Raw genomic sequence first — 16,992 nt, forward strand, 5'->3', positions numbered from 1 at the left:
CGTCAGCCCTTTGCCATGACAGGTTTGCCAGCTGCCGCGACCGGCGCCGCGGCGCCTGGCACCACGCGGCCGTCCATCGTGTCCAGCAACAAGGTGGCTTCCTGCTCCATCTCGATGATGTAACCAGCGATGCGGCCCTTGAAGAAGCGATGCGCCATCAATGCCGGTACCGCGATGATCATGCCGGTGGCCGTGCACACCAGCGCCTTGCCGATGCCGCCGGCCAGCTGGTTCACATCGCCCACGCCGTGATCGAGGATGCCCAGGAACATCTGGATCATGCCGACCACCGTGCCCAGCAGTCCCAGCAGCGGCCCGGCCGAAGCGATCGTGCCCAAGGCATTCAGATAGCGCTCCATGCGGTGCACCACATGCCGGCCGGTGTCCTCGATGCGCTCGCGAATCAACTCACGCGGACGACCGCGCACGTCCAGCGCTGCGGCCAGCAAAGCGCCCAGCGGCGAATTGCGCCGCAGCGACTCGATGTGGCTGGGATCCAGTTTGCCGCGCGCGGCCCAGTTGCGGACCTCCTCGCCCAGACCTGGCGGGGTCACCTCGTTGCGGCGCAGGCTCCACAGACGCTCCAGCACGATCGCCAGCGCGATCACGCCCAGCAACAGCAACGGCACCATCGGCCAACCGCCTGCCTTGACCAGCTCCAACACGATTCGATTCCTCCGGCAACGCGGCCGCCTATTCGCTGGTCGATAGGATAGCAGCCGACCGCCGCCGTTCCGCAGCATCCCAGAGCCGTGGCTGCCAGCGCCGGCGCTCGCGTACCTGCAGGCCGTCGGCGCCCAGCCAGACCCGGATTGCCCCGGCCCGGGCCGTGTCGAGCAACTCGGCGCCATTGCCCTGCCAGCGCTGCACCACCTCGGCACGCGGGTGACCGAAGCGATTGCCGTGCCCGGAGGACACCAGCGCCAGCCGCGCGCCGGTGGCGGCGATGAAATCGGCATGCGAGCCGTCGGCGCTGCCGTGGTGCGGGACCACCACCAGATCGGCACGTAACTCCGCGGCATGTTCCCGCAGCAGGCGGCGCTCGACGAGCTCGCCGATATCGCCCGGCAACAAGGCGCTGCCATACCGTGTTTCGATGCGCAGCACGCAACTGGACTGATTGCGCAGATACGGAAAGCCGGCGCTGGGGTGCAGGAAGCCAAAGCGCACCCCGTCCCATGCCCATTGCTGGCCGGCACGGCAGCGGGTGCTGACGTCCAGTGGCGCCTGTGGCGGTGCCGCCGTCATCGCCACGGGCAATCCAGCACGCACCGCTGCATAGCCGCCAGCATGGTCGGCGTCGGCGTGACTGAGCACGATGGCATCCAGGCGGCGCACCCCGAGCGCGCGCAAGGCCGGCAGCACTACCCGCTCGCCCGCATCGAAGCCATCGCGTACCGCCGGGCCGGTGTCGAACAGCAATGCATGCCGTTGCGTGCGTACCAGCACGGCCAGACCCTGCCCCACGTCCAGCACCTGCACGTCGGCTTCGCCGGCCGCGGGCAGCTCGCGGTCCGGCCACAGCAGCGGCAACCACAACAACAGCGCCATGGATTTGCCGGGCGTGCCGCGCGGCAGCAGCAACCAGAACGCGCCGAACAAGGCCGCGACCAATGCGAGCGCATCGGACTCGGGCACCCACCACAACGCCACCGAGGTCTGTCCAAGCCAGACCAGGCCTGGCCAGGTGAGCTCGAAGCACCAACCGGCCAATCGCCATGCCCACACGCCCGCTCCCGGATGTACTGCTTCCAGCCCGGTGCCCAGCAAGGCGAGCGGCACTACTACAAAAGTCCACCAGGGAATGGCGACCAGATTGGCCAGTGGCCCCACCAGCGATGCCTGTCCGAACAGGCTGACGGTCAACGGCAGCAGGCCGACAGTGGCGACGGTCTGGGCGGACAGGAAGCCGCGCACGATCGCGCGATCGTCCGCTGGCAGGCACCACACCAGCCAGGCCACCCCGGCAAAGCTGAGCCAGAAGCCCGTCACCAGCACGCTCAGCGGGTCCCACAGCAGTACTGCCAACAAGGCCAGCGCGAGGATCTGCACGGTGCTGGCACGCCGCCGTAGTACCCGCGCCAACGCGACCACGGCAATCATCAGCACGGTGCGCACCGTCGGCAGCGCCAGGCCCGCCAGCACTGCATACCCTGCGGCACCGAGCAAGGCGGCGACCGCCGCCGCGTGGGACCGCGGAATCCGCGTTCCAAGCACCGGCCAGGCTCGCCAGAGTCCGGCGATCAGCAGGGCGACGAATGCAGCGACCAGCCCTACATGAAATCCCGAGATCGCAATCAGATGGCTGAGCCCGGTCGCACGCAGCGTGGCCCAGGCTGCGTCGTCCAGCCCGCGCGTGTCGCCCAGGGCGAGCGCGCGTAGGTAAGGCGCCGATGATCCGGGCACGCGGTCGGCAATGCGCTGCGACATCGCTTCGCGCCAGGCATCCACGCCGCGCGGTGCAGCGGTCTGCCGCGCCGCAATCGGCACCCGCACATAGCCGCTGGCGGCCATGCGCTGCGCCAGTGCCTGCCGCTCGGCATCGAAGCCACCAGGGTTGCGCAAGCCGCGCGGCGCACGCAGCTTGAGCCGCAGCTGCCAGGCGGCGCCCGCGCGCAGCGCGGCACGCGGCCCGATGCGCTCGGCACCGAAGTCGTCATACCAGGCCAGCTGCAGCAGCTTGCCGCGCAGTGCGGCAGGCTGTGCGGGATCGTCATCCACGCGCAGCTGAAAGCGCGTGCGTCGTGGCTCGGCGACCGGCAATTCGACAATCTGCCCGCGCACCGTCAGTTCCCGCGCTTCATCCTGCGGGTGCAGTTGTGCCTGCAGGACGCCGGCGACCTGCCAGCCCATCAGGCCGAAACCGAACAGCGCGCTGGCCAGTGTCCCTACCAACACGATCCGCCGCGGACGCAGCCATGTGCCGAGGCCGATGCCCAGCACCGCTGCAGCAAGGCATGCCGCATAGACCGCACGCGACAGCAGCGCAGGCGACCACGCGCACACCACGATGCCCAGCAACAAGGCCGCTGCCACAGTCATCGTCGGTATCCGCCGCGGTGTAGGCGGTGCCTGTGCTGACGCATCCATGCTGTCGGTCGCCATCCCGGCCGTGGTCCATCCACCGACTCAAGTTAGACCAGCGTCTGCGTCGGGCACAGCAGCGAGCGGCGCATTGCGGGGTAGGAATCAGGCTGCCCCTGCCGTGGTACATCCAGTCGGTGGAAGGCGCTGCCACGCAGGTGCAATGCGCCGGGCAGGACAGCGTGTGCTGGCCGCACAGCAACCCTATCAGCCTGCATTCGCCTCGATTTCATGACTGCCGCGCTATGTTCGCCACTGTTTCTGAGGAGCTTCCCCCATGCGTAAAGGCACTGCACTGATTGTCGGCGTGACCGGCATTTCCGGTTACAACCTCGCCAATGTCCTGGTGGCCGATGGCTGGACCGTCTATGGGCTGGCACGGCGCCCGCTGCCTCAGGACGGCGTGATCCCGCTTGCGGCCGATCTGCTGGATGCCGACAGCACCAGCACCGCGCTGCGTGGCCTGCCGATCACCCACGTGTTCTTCTGCACCTGGACACGGCGCGACACCGAGCGCGAGAACGTCGAAGCCAACGGCGCGATGATGCGCCATCTGTGCGAAGCGCTGAGCGATGCGCCGCTGCAGCACATGGCGCTGGTCACCGGCACCAAGCATTACCTCGGCGCGTTCGAGAACTACGGCAGCGGCAAGGCGGAAACGCCGTTTCGCGAAAGCGAGCCGCGCCAGCCCGGCGAGAACTTCTACTACACGCTGGAAGACCTGTTGTTCGCACATGCCGAGCAGCATGGCTTCGGCTGGAGCGTGCATCGCTCGCACACCATGATCGGCATGGCCAATGGCAGCAACGCGATGAACATGGGCGTGACGCTGGCGGTGTATGCATCGCTGTGCAAGCACACCGGCCAGCCGTTCGTGTTTCCCGGCTCGCAGGCGCAGTGGAACAGCCTCACCGACCTGACCGATGCCGGCCTGCTCGGCAAGCAACTGGCCTGGGCCGGCCTGAGCCCGGCCGCACGCAATCAGGCCTTCAACACCGTCAACGGCGACGTGTTCCGCTGGCGCTGGATGTGGAGCCAGATTGCCGACTTCTTCGGGCTCGACGCTGCGCCCTGCCCCGAGACCCCGCAGCCGCTGGAGGCACGCCTGAGCGAGACCGCGCCGGCAATATGGAGCGAGATCGCCAGCCAGCATGGCCTGGTGGAGGCCGACGTCAATCGATTGGCATCCTGGTGGCACACCGATGCCGACCTGGGCCGCGAGATCGAGTGCGTCAACGACATGACCAAGAGCCGCGAACTGGGCTTTACGGATTTCTACGACAGCCGTGCATCGTTCCTGGAACTGTTCACGCGCCTGCGCGCGCTGCGCATCATTCCCTGATGCGTTGGGTCGTCGCCACACACGTGGCGGCGACCGTTCTTCCTGTCAACGCGCGTCCTGTCACCGCGAGCATGGACGCGATGCTACGCGCGGGCATTGCGTGCTGAACGCGCATGTGTGGCGAACGCCGGTCGATGCATCACGCGAATGCACCCGTCACCAGCCCCAGGATCTTCAATCTGAGACCGCAGGTTCAACACCGCCCAGCCGCCAGGAATTCCGACGGCCAGGCAGTGCTTCTCACACCGCAGAAGGTGCCAGTTCGCGCAGCTTGCCCTGATGCAGCTCGAGCACGCGGTCCAGGCGCCGCGCCAGGCTGCGATCGTGCGTCACCAGGACCAGACTGGTGCGCTGCGCACGATTGAGCTCCAGCATCAGCTCGAACACGGTCTCGGCGGTCTTGTCGTCCAGGTTGCCGGTGGGCTCATCGCCCAGCACGCAGCCTGGCTTGTTTACCAGCGCACGCGCCACCGCCGCACGCTGACGCTCGCCGCCGGACAACTCGCTGGGCTTGTGCTCGATACGATGTCCGAGCCCGACCGATTCCAGCAACTGCAAGGCCTGCGCCCGCGCCACTGACACTTCTTTCCCGGACAACAGTACCGGCATCATCACGTTTTCCAGCGCGGTGAATTCCGGCAGCAGATGATGGAACTGGTAGACGAAACCCAGGGCCTGATTGCGCAGCTTGCCGCGCTCGCCATCGGACAACGCCGACATGCGCCGTCCGGCCACGTACACCTCGCCCGAGGTCGGAATATCCAAGCCGCCGAGCAGATGCAGCAGCGTGCTCTTGCCCGCCCCTGAGGCGCCGACAATGGCCACGGTTTCGCCGGTCGCCACGGTCAGATCCAGACCGTCGAACACCGGCGTGCGCATCTTGCCTTCGGCGTAGGTCTTGCCCAGACCCTCGGCGCGGATCACCGCCTCTGCATGGTTTGGCGTTTGCACGGCCGATTCCCTGATCTCATTCATAACGCAGCGCCTCCGCCGGCTGCGTGCGCGAGGCGCGCCATGCCGGATACAAGGTCGCCAGGAAACTCATCACCAGCGCGACGACGGTGATCACCACCACGTCCTGGGTCTGCATGTCGGTCGGCAAGCCGGTGATGTAATACACGTCCTCGGGCAGCAGCTTGACGCTGAAGATGGTCTCGATCACACCCAGGATGCGCTCCAGGTTGAGCGTCAGCACGATGCCGCCGATCACGCCCATGATCGTGCCCATGAAGCCGATCAACGAACCCTGCACCATGAACACCTGCATTACCCCAGCAGGCGACAGGCCCAAGGTGCGCAGGATGGCGATATCGGCCTGCTTGTCGGTGACCAGCATCACCTGCGAGGACACCAGGTTGAACGCGCCCATCGCCACGATCAGCGACAGCAGGATGCCCATCACGGTCTTTTCCATCTTCAACGAGTGGTAGAGATTGGCGTTCTCCTGGGTCCAGTCGCTGACCCGGTACGGGCCATGCAACTTCACCGCTAGATCGCGTGCCACCGGCCAGGCCTGATCCATGTCGTGCAGGCGCAGCCGCACGCCGGTGACGCCGTCCATGCGCAGCACGCGTGCCAGGTCCTGCATGTTGACCACGGCCAGGCCGCGGTCGATCTCGTTGTAGCCCGCCTCGAAGATTCCGCTGACGGTGAAGCGCTTGAGCCGCGGCATCGCGCCCAGCGGCGTGGCCTGGGTATCGCTGAGCAGCACCACGATGCTGTCGCCCATGTCCACGCCCAGCCAGATCGCCAACTCCTTGCCGATGACGATGTTGTAGGAGCCCGGGGTCAGGCTGTCGACCGACCCCTGCTGCATCTTCTTGGCCAGCACCGATACCTTGCCCTCTTCGGCAGGAACGATGCCGCGCACGATCGCCGGCTGCTTGCGCGGGCCCTGCAGCAGCGATTCGGTTTCGATGTAGGGCGCGGCACCGGCGATGCGCGGATCGGCCATGGCGACCTCGACCGCATGCTGCCAGTCGTGCATCGGCGCGCCGTCCGCACTGACCGTGGCATGCGCGGCCATCTGCAGCAGGCGGTCGCGGATTTCCTTCTGGAAACCGCTCATCACCGCCAGCGTGGTGATCAGCACGGTCACGCCCAGGGCAATGCCCAGGATCGATGCCATCGAGATAAACGAGATGAAGCCATTGCGCCGCTTGGCACGCAGGTAGCGCAAGCCGATGGCAACCGGGATAGGTTTGAACATGCGGTTCAACCAGGAAAGGGACGCTATGGTGCCACTTGCGGCCGCCGGGACGAAATGGCGTGTGCCTGAGCGGCCAGACGCAGTTCACGTCGCTGCGCTGCGGGCAAGGTATCCGGCCAGAAAAGCAGGCGTTGGCGACGTGCATCCAGGCCGGTCCACGCCACCACCGCGATCGGCCCGCGCCACGCCACCTGCAGGCCCTGCACCTGCACACCGTCAACGCTGGCAGGCGTTTCGCTCCAGGGCACGATCACTTCCCGTGCTGACGAGCGCAACAGCAGGCGCAGCGATCGTCCACCGGTCAACACCGTATAGACGGACAACAGCATCGCCAGCCATGGCGGTGCCCCGCTCCGCCAGAGCGCCCCCAACGCGAGCGCGCTCAGCACGCCCAGCGCGCAAGCAAGTCCGCGCGAGGGCCGCCATTCAAGCCGGCATGGCGCGAATATCGGCGATGAGTGCGGCGTTGACGGCATCCGGGCAGGCCTCGTATCCCATGAACCAGCGCCACAACTTATCGTCTTCGCAATCCAGCAGCTGTAGGAAAACCGCGCGCTCGGATTCGGAAGCCTGCGCCCAGCGTTGATCCAGATAGCGCCCGAACAATTGATCGAGCTCGCGCATGCCGCGCCGGCAACGCCAGCGCAGTTTCTTCAACAGGGTTTCTTCATCCATCTCACTCTCCAGCTCGCCTTGCCGGCGCCGAAAACGACAGCGGCACCAGACCAAGGGCCGGTGCCGCTGTGAACCATCTCCCCGCCGAGGCGGGCCCGCATTGCGCTGCGATCAGGCGCGACGCGCCATCATCAGCTTCTTGATCTCGGCAATCGCCAGCGCCGGGTTCAGGCCCTTGGGGCAGGTCCGCGCGCAGTTCATGATGGTGTGGCAGCGATACAGCTTGAACGGATCTTCCAGGTCGTCCAGACGCGCACCGGTGTCCTCGTCGCGCGAATCGATGATCCAGCGATACGCCTGCAGCAGGATCGCCGGGCCCAGATAGCGCTCGCCATTCCACCAGTAGCTCGGGCAACTGGTCGAGCAGCAGGCGCACAGGATGCACTCGTACAGGCCATCGAGCTTGCGGCGGTCTTCCGGCGACTGCAGGCGCTCGCGATCCGGCGGCGGCGGGGTCTGGGTGCGGATCCACGGCTTGATCGACGCGTACTGCGCGTAGAAATGCGTCAGATCCGGCACTAGGTCCTTGATCACGCTCATGTGCGGCAGCGGATAGATCGGCACCTCGGCCTTGCCGCAGGCGGCAATCGCCTTGGTGCAGGCAAGCGTATTGGTGCCGTCGATGTTCATCGCGCACGAGCCGCAGATGCCCTCGCGGCAGGAGCGACGGAACGCCAGCGTCGGGTCGATCTCGTTCTTGATCTTGATCAGCGCGTCCAACACCATCGGGCCGCACTTGTCGAGATCGATCTCATAGCTGTCGGTACGCGGGTTGGCTTCGCCATCCGGATCCCAGCGGTAGACCTTGAAGGTGCGCGTGTTCTTGGCGCCCTGTGCAGGGTAATGCTTGCCCTTGCCGATCTTTGAATTCTTGGGGAGGGTGAACTCTGCCATAGCTGCTCTCGTTGGCTCAGGCGATGCGCGGTGCGAACGACAACCGCACCGTGCGCATGAAGGTAAAGATGACGGATGCCACCGCCGCGGCGGTGGCGCAACCGCCGGCGGCTTGCCGGCGTTGCCCCTGCGTCATGAGGCGATCCGGCTGTCGCGGTGCACGGCTGCGGTACCCGAACAGGCCGGCCAGCAGAGGCAATGCGAAAGCGGATCGATCCATGCGCATCGATCAGTAAACGCGCGGCTTCGGCGGGACCACGTCCACGTCCTTGCTCAGCGTGTACATGTGCACCGGACGATATTCGAACTCGCACTTGCCCTTGTCGTCGACGGTGACCAGCGTGTGCTTCTGCCAGTTGACGTCGTCGCGGTCCGGAAAGTCTTCGTGCGAATGCGCGCCGCGGCTCTCATGCCGCTGTTCGGCCGAGTTGATCGTCGCCACTGCATTGAGCAGCAGGTTGTTCAACTCGTAGGTTTCGATCAGATCCGAATTCCATACCAGCGAGCGGTCCGAGACCTTGACGTCTTCGAAGCTGGCAAAGATCTCGGCCATCTTGTCGACGCCCTCTTTCAGCGTCTTGCTGGTACGGAACACCGCCGCGTCCGACTGCATGGTGCGCTGCATGTTGTCGCGGATCACCGAGGTCGGCGTGGAGCCGTTGGCGTAGCGCAGCTTGTCCAGCAGGCCCAGCGCCTTTTCGCAGGCATCGGACGGCAATGTCTTGTGCGGCTGGTTGGGCTTGACCGTCTCGGCGCAGCGGTTTGCCACCGCACGGCCGAATACCACCAGATCCAGCAGCGAGTTGGAACCCAGGCGGTTGGCACCGTGCACCGACACGCAGGCAGCTTCGCCGATCGCGTACAGGCCCGGCACGACCGCATCCGGGTTGTCGCCCTGCTTGCGCACGACTTCGCCATAGAAGTTGGTCGGAATGCCGCCCATGTTGTAGTGCACGGTCGGCAACACCGGAATCGGCTGCTTGGTCACGTCCACACCGGCAAAGATATGCGCGCTCTCGGCGATACCGGGCAGCTTCTCGTTGATCACTTCCGGGCCGAGGTGGGTCAGGTCGAGCAGGATGTGATCCTTATGCTCGCCCACGCCACGGCCTTCGCGGATCTCCACGGTCATCGAGCGCGATACCACGTCGCGCGATGCCAGATCCTTGTAATGCGGTGCGTAGCGCTCCATGAAGCGCTCGCCGTTGCTGTTGCGCAGGATGCCGCCTTCGCCACGCACGCCCTCGGTGATCAGGCAGCCCGCACCGTAGATACCGGTGGGATGGAACTGCACGAACTCCATGTCCTGCACCGGCAGGCCGGCACGCATCACCAGGCCGCCGCCGTCACCGGTACAGGTGTGGGCGGAGGTGGCGCTGAAGTAGGCACGGCCATAGCCGCCGGTGGCCAGCACCACGCCGTGGGCGCGGAACAGATGCAAGCTGCCATCGGCCATATCCAGCGCCAGCACGCCGCGGCAGACGCCCTCCTCGTCGAAGATCAGGTCGAGTGCGAAGTACTCGATCATGAAGCGTGCGTTGTGCGCCAGCGACTGCTGGTACAGCGTGTGCAGCATCGCGTGACCGGTACGGTCGGCCGCCGCGCAGGTGCGCTGTGCGGACGGGCCTTCGCCGTACTTGGTGGTCATGCCGCCGAACGGGCGCTGGTAGATCTTGCCCTCTTCGGTACGCGAGAACGGTACGCCGTAGTGCTCCAGCTCGATGATCGCCGGAATCGCCTCACGGCACATGTACTCGATCGCGTCCTGGTCGCCCAGCCAATCGGAGCCCTTGATGGTGTCGTAGAAGTGGTAGCGCCAATCGTCTTCGCCCATGTTGCCGAGCGCGGCCGAGATGCCGCCCTGCGCCGCAACGGTATGCGAACGGGTCGGGAAGACCTTGGTCAGGCAGACCGTCTGCAGGCCCTTCTGGGCCAGGCCGAACGTGGCCCGCAGGCCGGCGCCGCCGGCGCCCACCACGACCATGTCGTACTTGTGTTCTGTAATCTTGTAAGCGGACATCGAATTATGGATTCCTGTTTGGTCGCGGACGACTCAGCTGATGCCCAGCGCAATACGCGCCACGGCAAACACGCTGACGATGGCGCCCAGCACGGCGACGAAGCGCACGATGGTCTGCGCAGCAAGCGCGAGCAGCGAGTTGTGCACGTAATCTTCCAGCACCACCTGCATGCCCAGCTGCGCATGCCAGAACGAGGCGATCAGGAAGCCGACCAACAGGATCGCGTTCCAGGGCTTGGCCACGGCGGCGCTGGCCGCAGCGTGATCGGCACCGATCAGGCTCAGCACGAAGATCAGGAACCAGATCGACAGCGGCACCAGGGCGGTGGCGGTCAGGCGCTGCACCACGAAGTGCTCGGTGCCGGTCTTGGCGGCACCCAGGCCACGCACGTTCTTCAGCGGGGTACGGTAGCGGTTCATACGGCACCTCCGGCCAGCAGTACATAGGCCCAGATCGCAGCGGTGAGCACGAAGCTCAGGATCAGCGACAACCAGCCAAGACTGACGAACGAGCGCACTGCATAGCCCTGTCCGAAGTCCTGCATAATGTGGCGCAGTCCACCGAACAGGTGGAACGCGAAGCACCAGGTCCAGCCGAACAGGAAGACCTGGCCGTACCAGGCGCCTGCGTGCTCGCGGAAACAATTCCAGTGGTCGGGGCCGAGCATCAATGTCAGCAAGGCGGCGGCAATCGCCAGAGCGCCGATGGACAGTACGATGCCGGTGGCTCGATTGAGAATCGAGGTCACCATCTGTATCTGCCAGCGGTACACCTGGAGATGCGGGGAAAGAGGACGTTCGCGGATCGCCATTCGCTGGGCTCGTTTTCTCGGCTGGGCGGCACTAGACCGCTGTGGCTAAAAGCTGCTCAAAAATCGATGCAGCGTCCATTTTTTTCCCAGTCGCCGTAGCGCGTTGGCTCGGGGCCGTCGCGTCCACCAATCTCCTTGGGCAGTGGCTGCTTCTCGGGAAGATGCTCCTGAGGAGAAGGCTGCGTCTCGGAATCCTGCGCTGGGGTGGGGGTTGGATGGCCTATCATAGTGGTCTCACAACATTGCGATTTTAGTCCTCCCCTTCCATGGCTGACAACCTGAATCTTATTCCACAGGGTTTTGGCTCCCTGCACGACATGCAATACGTCCGCTTGATCGGGACGGATGCAGTGGCGTTCGCGCATGCGCAATTTGCCAACGACGTACAGGCGCTGGCGATCGGGCAGTGGCAGTGGAATGCGTGGTTGACGGCAAAGGGGCGCGTGATCGCCATCTTCGCACTCCTGCGTGAGGACGACACCCACCTGCTGATGCTGTTGCCCGATGGCAATGCGGCCGAGATCGCAACGCAACTCGGCCGTTTTGTGTTCCGACGCAAGCTCAAGATCGGCGTGGCGGCGCTTTCGGCGTTTGGCGGCCTTGCCGCGCCTGCCCGCGCCCAGGGCGCGCAGGCCGATATCGGAACGCAGCGTATCGAATTGGACCTGGGCAGCCCTGCCCTGCCGCGCACGCTGATGTTGCTGGCGAACGATGAGGCATTGGCCACGCCTATCGAAGTACCGCGCATGGACGCCGAGTGGCGCCGTACGGACCTGCAACTGGGGCTGGCGCGCCTGCCCGATGCGCAACGCGAGCAGTGGACGCCGCAGCAGCTGGCGCTGGATCGCCTACAGGCCTTCAGCGTCAAAAAGGGCTGCTATCCGGGCCAGGAAATCGTGGCGCGGACGCATTTTCTGGGCAAGGCCAAGCGTGCACTGCAGCTGCTGCAGGTCGATGCCGTTGGCAGCGATGCGCTGGCCGAGGCGGGCCAGGCCGTGCTGCTGGGCGATGCCACCGTCGGCACGCTGGTCAGCGTGGCGGGCGATCTTGCGCTGGCGGTGCTGCCGCTGGAGCTGACCCTGGAGGCCGACGCCGTGCTGCAGGCGGGCGCGCATGCCGCCCGCCCGCTTGCGTTCGTGCAGGGACTGGCGCGTTAGGCCAGCGCCAGCCGTTCGCCGCTGGCCGGGTCGAAGAAGTGCAGCGCCTCGCTGCGCAACGCCAGCCGCAGCTGCTCCCCCACCGCCGGCAGGGCCTGCGGTGCGACCCGGATCACCAGCGGTTGGCCGCCACGGTCGAGGTTGAGGAAGATCTCGTTGCCGACCGGCTCGATCACATCGATACGCGCGTCGAAGCCCAGCGCGGCATCGTTGGACGGCTGCAGATGCTCCGGACGCACGCCGACGATGACCTCGCGACCGAACCAGCTGCGCTCGACCCGCGCCGCACCCAGCGGCACGCGCCAGCCATCGGCCATGACCAGGTGCAGGCCGTCCTGCTCATCCAGGCGCCCCTGCAGCACGTTCATCGCCGGGCTGCCGAGGAATCCGGCCACGAACAGATTGGCCGGGCGGTCGTACAGCGCCATCGGGCTGTCGATCTGCTGGATCACCCCATCCTTGAGCACCACGATGCGCTGGCCCAGCGTCATCGCCTCGACCTGATCGTGGGTGACGTAGATCATCGTGGTGCCGAGCTTGCGGTGCAGCTGCGCGATCTCGGTACGCACGCTGTGGCGCAGCTTGGCATCCAGATTGGACAGCGGCTCGTCGAGCAGGAACACCGACGACTCGCGCACCATCGCCCGCCCCAGCGCCACGCGCTGACGCTGGCCGCCGGACATCGCCTTGGGCAGCTTGTCGAGCATCGGGGTCAGCCCCAGCAACTCGGCGGCGTTGTTGACCCGCTCGGCGATGACCTGTTTGGGGTGGCCGCGCAGCTTGAGCCCGAAGGCCAGGTTCTCGGCCACGGTCATGTGCGGGTAGAGCGCATAGCTCTGGAACACCATGGCGATGTCGCGGTCCTTGGGGGCCACGTCGTTGACCACGCGCTCGCCGATCTTGAGCGTGCCGGCGCTGATGTCCTCCAGCCCGGCGATCATGCGCAACAGGGTCGACTTGCCGCAGCCGGACGGACCGACCAGCACCATCAATTCGCCATCGGCGACCTCGAAGCTCGCACCCTGCACCGCGACCTGGCCGTTCTCGTAGACCTTGCGGACACCTTCCAACTGCACTTTCGCCATCTTCGGCCTCAACGTAAGTTGTGCGCCCTGCCCTCGGCCCTCCCGACGGCGGTGACGCCGCATGCGCCTGCAAGGAAATTTCCTGCAAACGAATGCATTGGTTTATTCTGACATGTAATCGTTTTCACATGGCAACATCGATCTCGGGAGGGACCATGCCGCCACCGACCCAAGCCGCTGCCTCAAGCGGTGCAGCCTACCGTGCAAGGCCCGCCATTCGGCCACGCATGTGCAGGTCAACCGCCGCGGCGCTAACCGCTGACGGCCACTTGCTGCAACAATCGGGGATTGGGCGTACGCGTCCATCCCCCGCTGCGCGCACACCAGTGTCGCTCAGGAACAGACATACCGACCGCCGGCTGTCCGGCGCCTTTCCGACCAGCTGCTGATCACGATGTCTCCAGAATCTGAAATTCGGTCCATGCACAACACCCTGATCCTGTTCGGCGCCACCGGCGATCTCGCCCAGCGCTATCTCTTCCCGTCCCTGCTGCGATTGTTCGTCGATGGCCTGCTGCCGGAGGACTTCCGTATCCGCGCGCTGGCATTGTCGCCGCACGACACCGAGGCATTCCGCGAGGTCCTGCGCCCGCGCCTGGCTGCCGCGCTGCCGATCGCCACGCCCGAGCAGATCGAAACGCTGATGCAGCGGGTCGACTATCGCTCGGTGGATCTGCGCGATGCCGAGTCGGTGGCCAATGCCGTACGCGAGCTGGCCAGCCGCCAGTGCGTGAGCTACCTGGCGATTCCGCCGGGCCTGTACATCAGCACCTGCCAGGGCCTGGCCCTGGGCGGTGCGCTGGCCGCGCCGCACCGGCTGATGCTGGAAAAGCCGATCGGCCACGACTCGGACAGCGCCCGCGAGATCCTGCAGTCGATCGGCGCGCTGATCGACGAAGACCGCGTGTTCCGCCTGGACCATTACCTGGGCAAGGCGGCGGTGCAGAACCTGATCGCGCTGCGCTTCGGCAATACCTTGCTGGAAGCGGTGTGGAACCGCACCTATATCGAGTCGGTGCAGATCCTGGTGGCCGAGAGCGAAGGCGTGGATGGGCGCGATGCCTACTACGCGCGCTCCGGCGCGCTGCGCGACATGGTGCAGAGTCACATCCTGCAGTTGTTGTGCCTGGTGGCGATGGAGCCGCCAGCCTCGCTGGAAGCCGATCGCATCCGCGACGAGAAGGTCAAGGTGCTGCGCGCGCTGCGCCCGATGACCGCCGAGCATGCCGCCCACGACAGCGTGCGTGGCCGCTACACCGCCGGCAGCATCAACGGCCAGCCGGCGCAGGCCTATCACCCGCCGGAAGGCAGCGACGTGGAAACCTTCGTCGCGGTGACCGCGCATATCGATAACTGGCGCTGGGCCGGGGTGCCGTTCCACCTGTGCACCGGCAAGCGCCTGGCCGAGCGCTCCACCCGTATCGTGGTCACGCTCAAGCCGGTGACGCATTGGCTGTTCGAGCGCCCGGACCGGCAGAACGCGGTGCCCAACCGCCTGACCTTCCAGCTGCAGCCGCAGGAAAACATCGAGCTCGGCCTGATGAGCAGCCTGGCCGGCCCGGAATGGGGCGCGATCGAACTGCAGCCGCTGGAGCTGGAACTGTCGGTACCGACCGGCCTGCACCGCCGCATCGCCTACGAGCGCCTGTTCGTGGATGCCTTCAACGGCAACCCGGCACTGTTCGTGCGCGACGACGAGGTCAAGGCGGCCTGGTCGTGGATCGACAGCGTCAGCGATGCGTGGAAAGACGCGCAGCTGCCGCTGCAGCCCTACCCGGCCGGCAGCTGGGGCCCCGATGCCGCGGCGCCCTTCCTGCCCCCGGCCACCGACGCACAGGGACACACCGCATGACCGCTCCTTCCAAGCCGGTGCTGGTTGCCGATATCGGCGGAACCAATGCGCGCTTCGCGCTGGCCGACGTCGACGCCTCGGTGCCGCTGCTGGATGACACCTCGCGCGAATTTGCGGTGGTCGATTTCGGTTCGCTCGGCGAAGCCGCGCGCTATTACCTCGACCAGATCGGCGTGCAGGCCACCCAGGGCGTGTTCGCCGTGGCCGGCCGCGTGGACGGCGACGAGGCGCGCATCACCAACCATCCGTGGGTGATCTCGCGCTCGCGCACCGCGGCGATGCTGGGCTTCAGCACCCTACACCTGATCAACGACTTCGCCGCGCAGGCCATGGCGATCAGCCTGCTGCGCCCGCAGGACGTGGTGCAGGTCGGCGGCGCCAGCTGGCGGCCGGCGCCGATCGATCAGCCGCGCAACTACGGCGTGATCGGCCCGGGCACCGGGCTGGGCGTGGGTGGGCTGATCATCCGCAACGGGCGTTGCTTTCCGCTGGAAACCGAAGGTGGCCACGTCAGCTTCCCGCCCGGCACGCCGGAGGAGATCCGCATCCTGGAGATCCTTTCCGAGCAGTTCGGCCGGGTCTCCAACGAGCGCCTGATCTGCGGCCCGGGCCTGGTCAACATCCATCGCGCGCTCAGCGAGATCGCCGGGGTCGACCCGGGCCCGCTGCAGCCCAAGGACATCACCGCACGTGCGGCGGCGGGCGACCCGCGCTCGTCGCGCACCATCGATCTGTTCTGCGCCATCTTCGGCGCGATCGCCGGCGACATGGTGTTGATGCAGGGCGCCTGGGACGGCGTGTTCCTCACCGGCGGGCTGGTGCCCAAGGTGCTGGATTCGCTGCAGCATTCCGGCTTCCGCCAGCGCTTCGAACACAAGGGACGCTTCTCCGCGATCATGTCGCGGGTGCCGTCGCTGGCGGTCATGCATCCGCATGCCGGCCTGCTCGGCGCCGCCGCCTATGCGGTGGATGCGCAGCGTCAGCATCCAGGGGAGCAGCGATGAACCTGCAGGACAATCCGCGCATCACACTGGTGCGCTACGAAGACCCCGCCGAATGGACCGAGGCGGTGGCCAGCGAGATGGCCGACCTGCTGGAACAGGAGATTTCGCGCCGCGGCCAGGCACGCATGCTGCTGTCAGGCGGCACCACCCCGGCGCCCGTGTACGAATCCCTCGCCCACCGTCCGCTGGAGTGGTCGCGGGTGGAAGTGGGCCTGGTCGATGAGCGCTGGCTCTCGCCGCAGGATCAGGACAGCAACGCCTGGCTGGTCAATCACAGCTTTTTGACCCATGCACCGGCGGCGACCTTCATCCCGCTGGTGCGCCCGGGCAAGCAGTTGCCCGAGTGCGTGCACACCGCGAACCTGCAGGCCAGGCACGCCGAGCCTGCGTGCCTGGCGTTGCTGGGCATGGGCGGCGACGGACACACCGCCTCGCTGTTTCCGGGCTCGACCGACCTGAGCAAGGCACTGTCCAGCCCGCAGCCCTACGCGTCGCTGGATGCCACCGGCTGCCCCGGCTCGAATCAGTGGCCGCTGCGGATCACGCTGACACCGGCCGGACTGGCCGCCATCCCGACCCGCCTGCTGCTGTTGCGCGGCAAGCAGAAGCTGGACGTGCTGCAGGCTGCATTGGCCGGTGACGATGTCAGCGAGTATCCGATCCGCGTGGCGCTGCAGCCGCCGGGCCCGAAATTGCGGGTTCACTGGTGTGCGTGAGTGCGAGTCCCTCGCAAGAGCCCGCACATCCATGTGCGGGGATTCAAACGTGCGAGTCCTTCGCAACAGCCCGCACATCCATGTGCGGGTATCTACGAAAAGAACAGCGTGATTACCTTCCCCGTTTCTCATAGCCGGTAGC

Annotated in this window: 17 protein-coding genes and 1 pseudogene; 5 read left to right on the forward strand and 13 right to left on the reverse strand. The window is 66.2% G+C overall.

The window, feature by feature from the left end; translation table 11 throughout:
• Positions 1-2: 2 nt before the first annotated feature.
• Positions 3-665 carry a MotA/TolQ/ExbB proton channel family protein gene (locus AC1PLS_RS11180; protein ID WP_102581628.1) on the reverse strand — a complete coding sequence of 221 codons (663 nt, stop codon included), beginning with the start codon at positions 663-665 and terminating at the stop codon, positions 3-5.
• Positions 559-3,105 (reverse strand): annotated as a pseudogene (locus AC1PLS_RS11185) (DNA internalization-related competence protein ComEC/Rec2); the annotation flags it as partial. The gene AC1PLS_RS11180 and the pseudogene AC1PLS_RS11185, both read right to left, overlap by 107 nt.
• Positions 3,106-3,361: 256 nt before the next feature.
• Here AC1PLS_RS11185 and AC1PLS_RS11190 point away from each other — a divergent pair.
• Positions 3,362-4,426 carry an SDR family oxidoreductase gene (locus AC1PLS_RS11190; protein WP_039521715.1) on the forward strand — a complete coding sequence of 355 codons (1,065 nt, stop codon included), beginning with the start codon at positions 3,362-3,364 and terminating at the stop codon, positions 4,424-4,426.
• A 240-nt stretch (positions 4,427-4,666) separates the two neighbouring features.
• Here the strand turns inward: AC1PLS_RS11190 and lolD are convergent, their stop codons facing one another.
• The 10 genes from lolD to AC1PLS_RS11240 form a co-directional block, all read right to left on the reverse strand.
• Positions 4,667-5,377, reverse strand: a complete 711-nt coding sequence (gene lolD, locus AC1PLS_RS11195; RefSeq protein ID WP_481103695.1) for a lipoprotein-releasing ABC transporter ATP-binding protein LolD — start codon at positions 5,375-5,377, stop codon at positions 4,667-4,669.
• Between the two features lie 16 nt (positions 5,378-5,393).
• Positions 5,394-6,635: a lipoprotein-releasing ABC transporter permease subunit gene (locus AC1PLS_RS11200; protein WP_024938683.1), complete on the reverse strand. Its 1,242-nt coding sequence runs from the start codon at positions 6,633-6,635 to the stop codon at positions 5,394-5,396.
• Positions 6,636-6,658: 23 nt separating this feature from the next.
• Entirely contained in the window at positions 6,659-7,111 is a 453-nt protein-coding gene (locus AC1PLS_RS11205) for a hypothetical protein (protein WP_065047439.1), read from the reverse strand.
• Entirely contained in the window at positions 7,062-7,310 is a 249-nt protein-coding gene (locus tag AC1PLS_RS11210; RefSeq protein WP_016902588.1) for an FAD assembly factor SdhE, read from the reverse strand. Before AC1PLS_RS11210 ends, AC1PLS_RS11205 begins: the two co-directional genes overlap by 50 nt.
• 111 nt (positions 7,311-7,421) lie before the next feature.
• Entirely contained in the window at positions 7,422-8,204 is a 783-nt protein-coding gene (locus AC1PLS_RS11215; protein WP_024938686.1) for a succinate dehydrogenase iron-sulfur subunit, read from the reverse strand.
• 16 nt (positions 8,205-8,220) lie between these two features.
• Positions 8,221-8,430: a hypothetical protein gene (locus AC1PLS_RS11220; protein WP_221237707.1), complete on the reverse strand. Its 210-nt coding sequence runs from the start codon at positions 8,428-8,430 to the stop codon at positions 8,221-8,223.
• Between the two features lie 3 nt (positions 8,431-8,433).
• A complete protein-coding gene (gene sdhA / locus AC1PLS_RS11225) occupies positions 8,434-10,224 on the reverse strand; it encodes a succinate dehydrogenase flavoprotein subunit (RefSeq protein ID WP_039514416.1) in 1,791 nt (596 codons plus the stop codon).
• A 33-nt stretch (positions 10,225-10,257) separates the two neighbouring features.
• Positions 10,258-10,644 (reverse strand): succinate dehydrogenase, hydrophobic membrane anchor protein, encoded by a 387-nt coding sequence (gene sdhD / locus AC1PLS_RS11230; protein ID WP_016902592.1) that lies wholly within the window; start codon positions 10,642-10,644, stop codon positions 10,258-10,260.
• On the reverse strand, positions 10,641-11,036 hold the full coding sequence (gene sdhC / locus AC1PLS_RS11235) for a succinate dehydrogenase, cytochrome b556 subunit (protein ID WP_026064344.1): 396 nt from the start codon (positions 11,034-11,036) through the stop codon (positions 10,641-10,643). Before sdhC ends, sdhD begins: the two co-directional genes overlap by 4 nt.
• Before the next feature lie 56 nt (positions 11,037-11,092).
• On the reverse strand, positions 11,093-11,401 hold the full coding sequence (locus tag AC1PLS_RS11240) for a DUF1674 domain-containing protein (protein WP_228599687.1): 309 nt from the start codon (positions 11,399-11,401) through the stop codon (positions 11,093-11,095).
• On the opposite strand from AC1PLS_RS11240, the gene ygfZ reads away from it, so the two are divergent.
• Positions 11,303-12,193 carry a CAF17-like 4Fe-4S cluster assembly/insertion protein YgfZ gene (gene ygfZ, locus AC1PLS_RS11245; protein ID WP_024938690.1) on the forward strand — a complete coding sequence of 297 codons (891 nt, stop codon included), beginning with the start codon at positions 11,303-11,305 and terminating at the stop codon, positions 12,191-12,193. The genes AC1PLS_RS11240 and ygfZ overlap by 99 nt on opposite strands.
• Here ygfZ and AC1PLS_RS11250 read toward each other — a convergent pair.
• Positions 12,190-13,278 (reverse strand): ABC transporter ATP-binding protein, encoded by a 1,089-nt coding sequence (locus AC1PLS_RS11250; RefSeq protein WP_024938691.1) that lies wholly within the window; start codon positions 13,276-13,278, stop codon positions 12,190-12,192. The genes ygfZ and AC1PLS_RS11250 overlap by 4 nt on opposite strands.
• 421 nt (positions 13,279-13,699) lie before the next feature.
• Between AC1PLS_RS11250 and zwf the strand changes: the two genes are divergently transcribed.
• From zwf to pgl, 3 genes are read left to right on the forward strand one after another with little or no spacing between them, the layout of a single operon-like run.
• Complete coding sequence (zwf, locus tag AC1PLS_RS11255; protein WP_184431177.1) at positions 13,700-15,130, forward strand: glucose-6-phosphate dehydrogenase; 1,431 nt, start codon at positions 13,700-13,702, stop codon at positions 15,128-15,130.
• Entirely contained in the window at positions 15,127-16,134 is a 1,008-nt protein-coding gene (gene glk, locus AC1PLS_RS11260; RefSeq protein WP_016902597.1) for a glucokinase, read from the forward strand. The genes zwf and glk overlap by 4 nt, the downstream gene beginning before the upstream one ends.
• Entirely contained in the window at positions 16,131-16,850 is a 720-nt protein-coding gene (gene pgl, locus AC1PLS_RS11265; RefSeq protein ID WP_184431179.1) for a 6-phosphogluconolactonase, read from the forward strand. Before glk ends, pgl begins: the two co-directional genes overlap by 4 nt.
• Positions 16,851-16,992 lie beyond the last annotated feature (142 nt).

The organism is Xanthomonas sp. NCPPB 3218, assembly GCF_056725185.1.

Excerpts from the sequence above, each read along its gene's own strand:
- AC1PLS_RS11190 (WP_039521715.1), top strand. The coding sequence starts at position 3,362 with ATGCGTAAAGGCACTGCACTGATTGTCGGCGTGACCGGCATTTCCGGT.
- AC1PLS_RS11200 (WP_024938683.1), bottom strand. The coding sequence starts at position 6,635 with ATGTTCAAACCTATCCCGGTTGCCATCGGCTTGCGCTACCTGCGTGCC.
- AC1PLS_RS11205 (WP_065047439.1), bottom strand. The coding sequence starts at position 7,111 with ATGCCGTCAACGCCGCACTCATCGCCGATATTCGCGCCATGCCGGCTT.
- AC1PLS_RS11210 (WP_016902588.1), bottom strand. The coding sequence starts at position 7,310 with ATGGATGAAGAAACCCTGTTGAAGAAACTGCGCTGGCGTTGCCGGCGC.
- AC1PLS_RS11215 (WP_024938686.1), bottom strand. The coding sequence starts at position 8,204 with ATGGCAGAGTTCACCCTCCCCAAGAATTCAAAGATCGGCAAGGGCAAG.
- AC1PLS_RS11220 (WP_221237707.1), bottom strand. The coding sequence starts at position 8,430 with ATGCGCATGGATCGATCCGCTTTCGCATTGCCTCTGCTGGCCGGCCTG.
- sdhA (WP_039514416.1), bottom strand. The coding sequence starts at position 10,224 with ATGTCCGCTTACAAGATTACAGAACACAAGTACGACATGGTCGTGGTG.
- sdhD (WP_016902592.1), bottom strand. The coding sequence starts at position 10,644 with ATGAACCGCTACCGTACCCCGCTGAAGAACGTGCGTGGCCTGGGTGCC.
- sdhC (WP_026064344.1), bottom strand. The coding sequence starts at position 11,036 with ATGGCGATCCGCGAACGTCCTCTTTCCCCGCATCTCCAGGTGTACCGC.
- ygfZ (WP_024938690.1), top strand. The coding sequence starts at position 11,303 with ATGGCTGACAACCTGAATCTTATTCCACAGGGTTTTGGCTCCCTGCAC.
- AC1PLS_RS11240 (WP_228599687.1), bottom strand. The coding sequence starts at position 11,401 with ATGCGCGAACGCCACTGCATCCGTCCCGATCAAGCGGACGTATTGCAT.
- AC1PLS_RS11250 (WP_024938691.1), bottom strand. The coding sequence starts at position 13,278 with ATGGCGAAAGTGCAGTTGGAAGGTGTCCGCAAGGTCTACGAGAACGGC.
- zwf (WP_184431177.1), top strand. The coding sequence starts at position 13,700 with ATGCACAACACCCTGATCCTGTTCGGCGCCACCGGCGATCTCGCCCAG.
- glk (WP_016902597.1), top strand. The coding sequence starts at position 15,127 with ATGACCGCTCCTTCCAAGCCGGTGCTGGTTGCCGATATCGGCGGAACC.
- pgl (WP_184431179.1), top strand. The coding sequence starts at position 16,131 with ATGAACCTGCAGGACAATCCGCGCATCACACTGGTGCGCTACGAAGAC.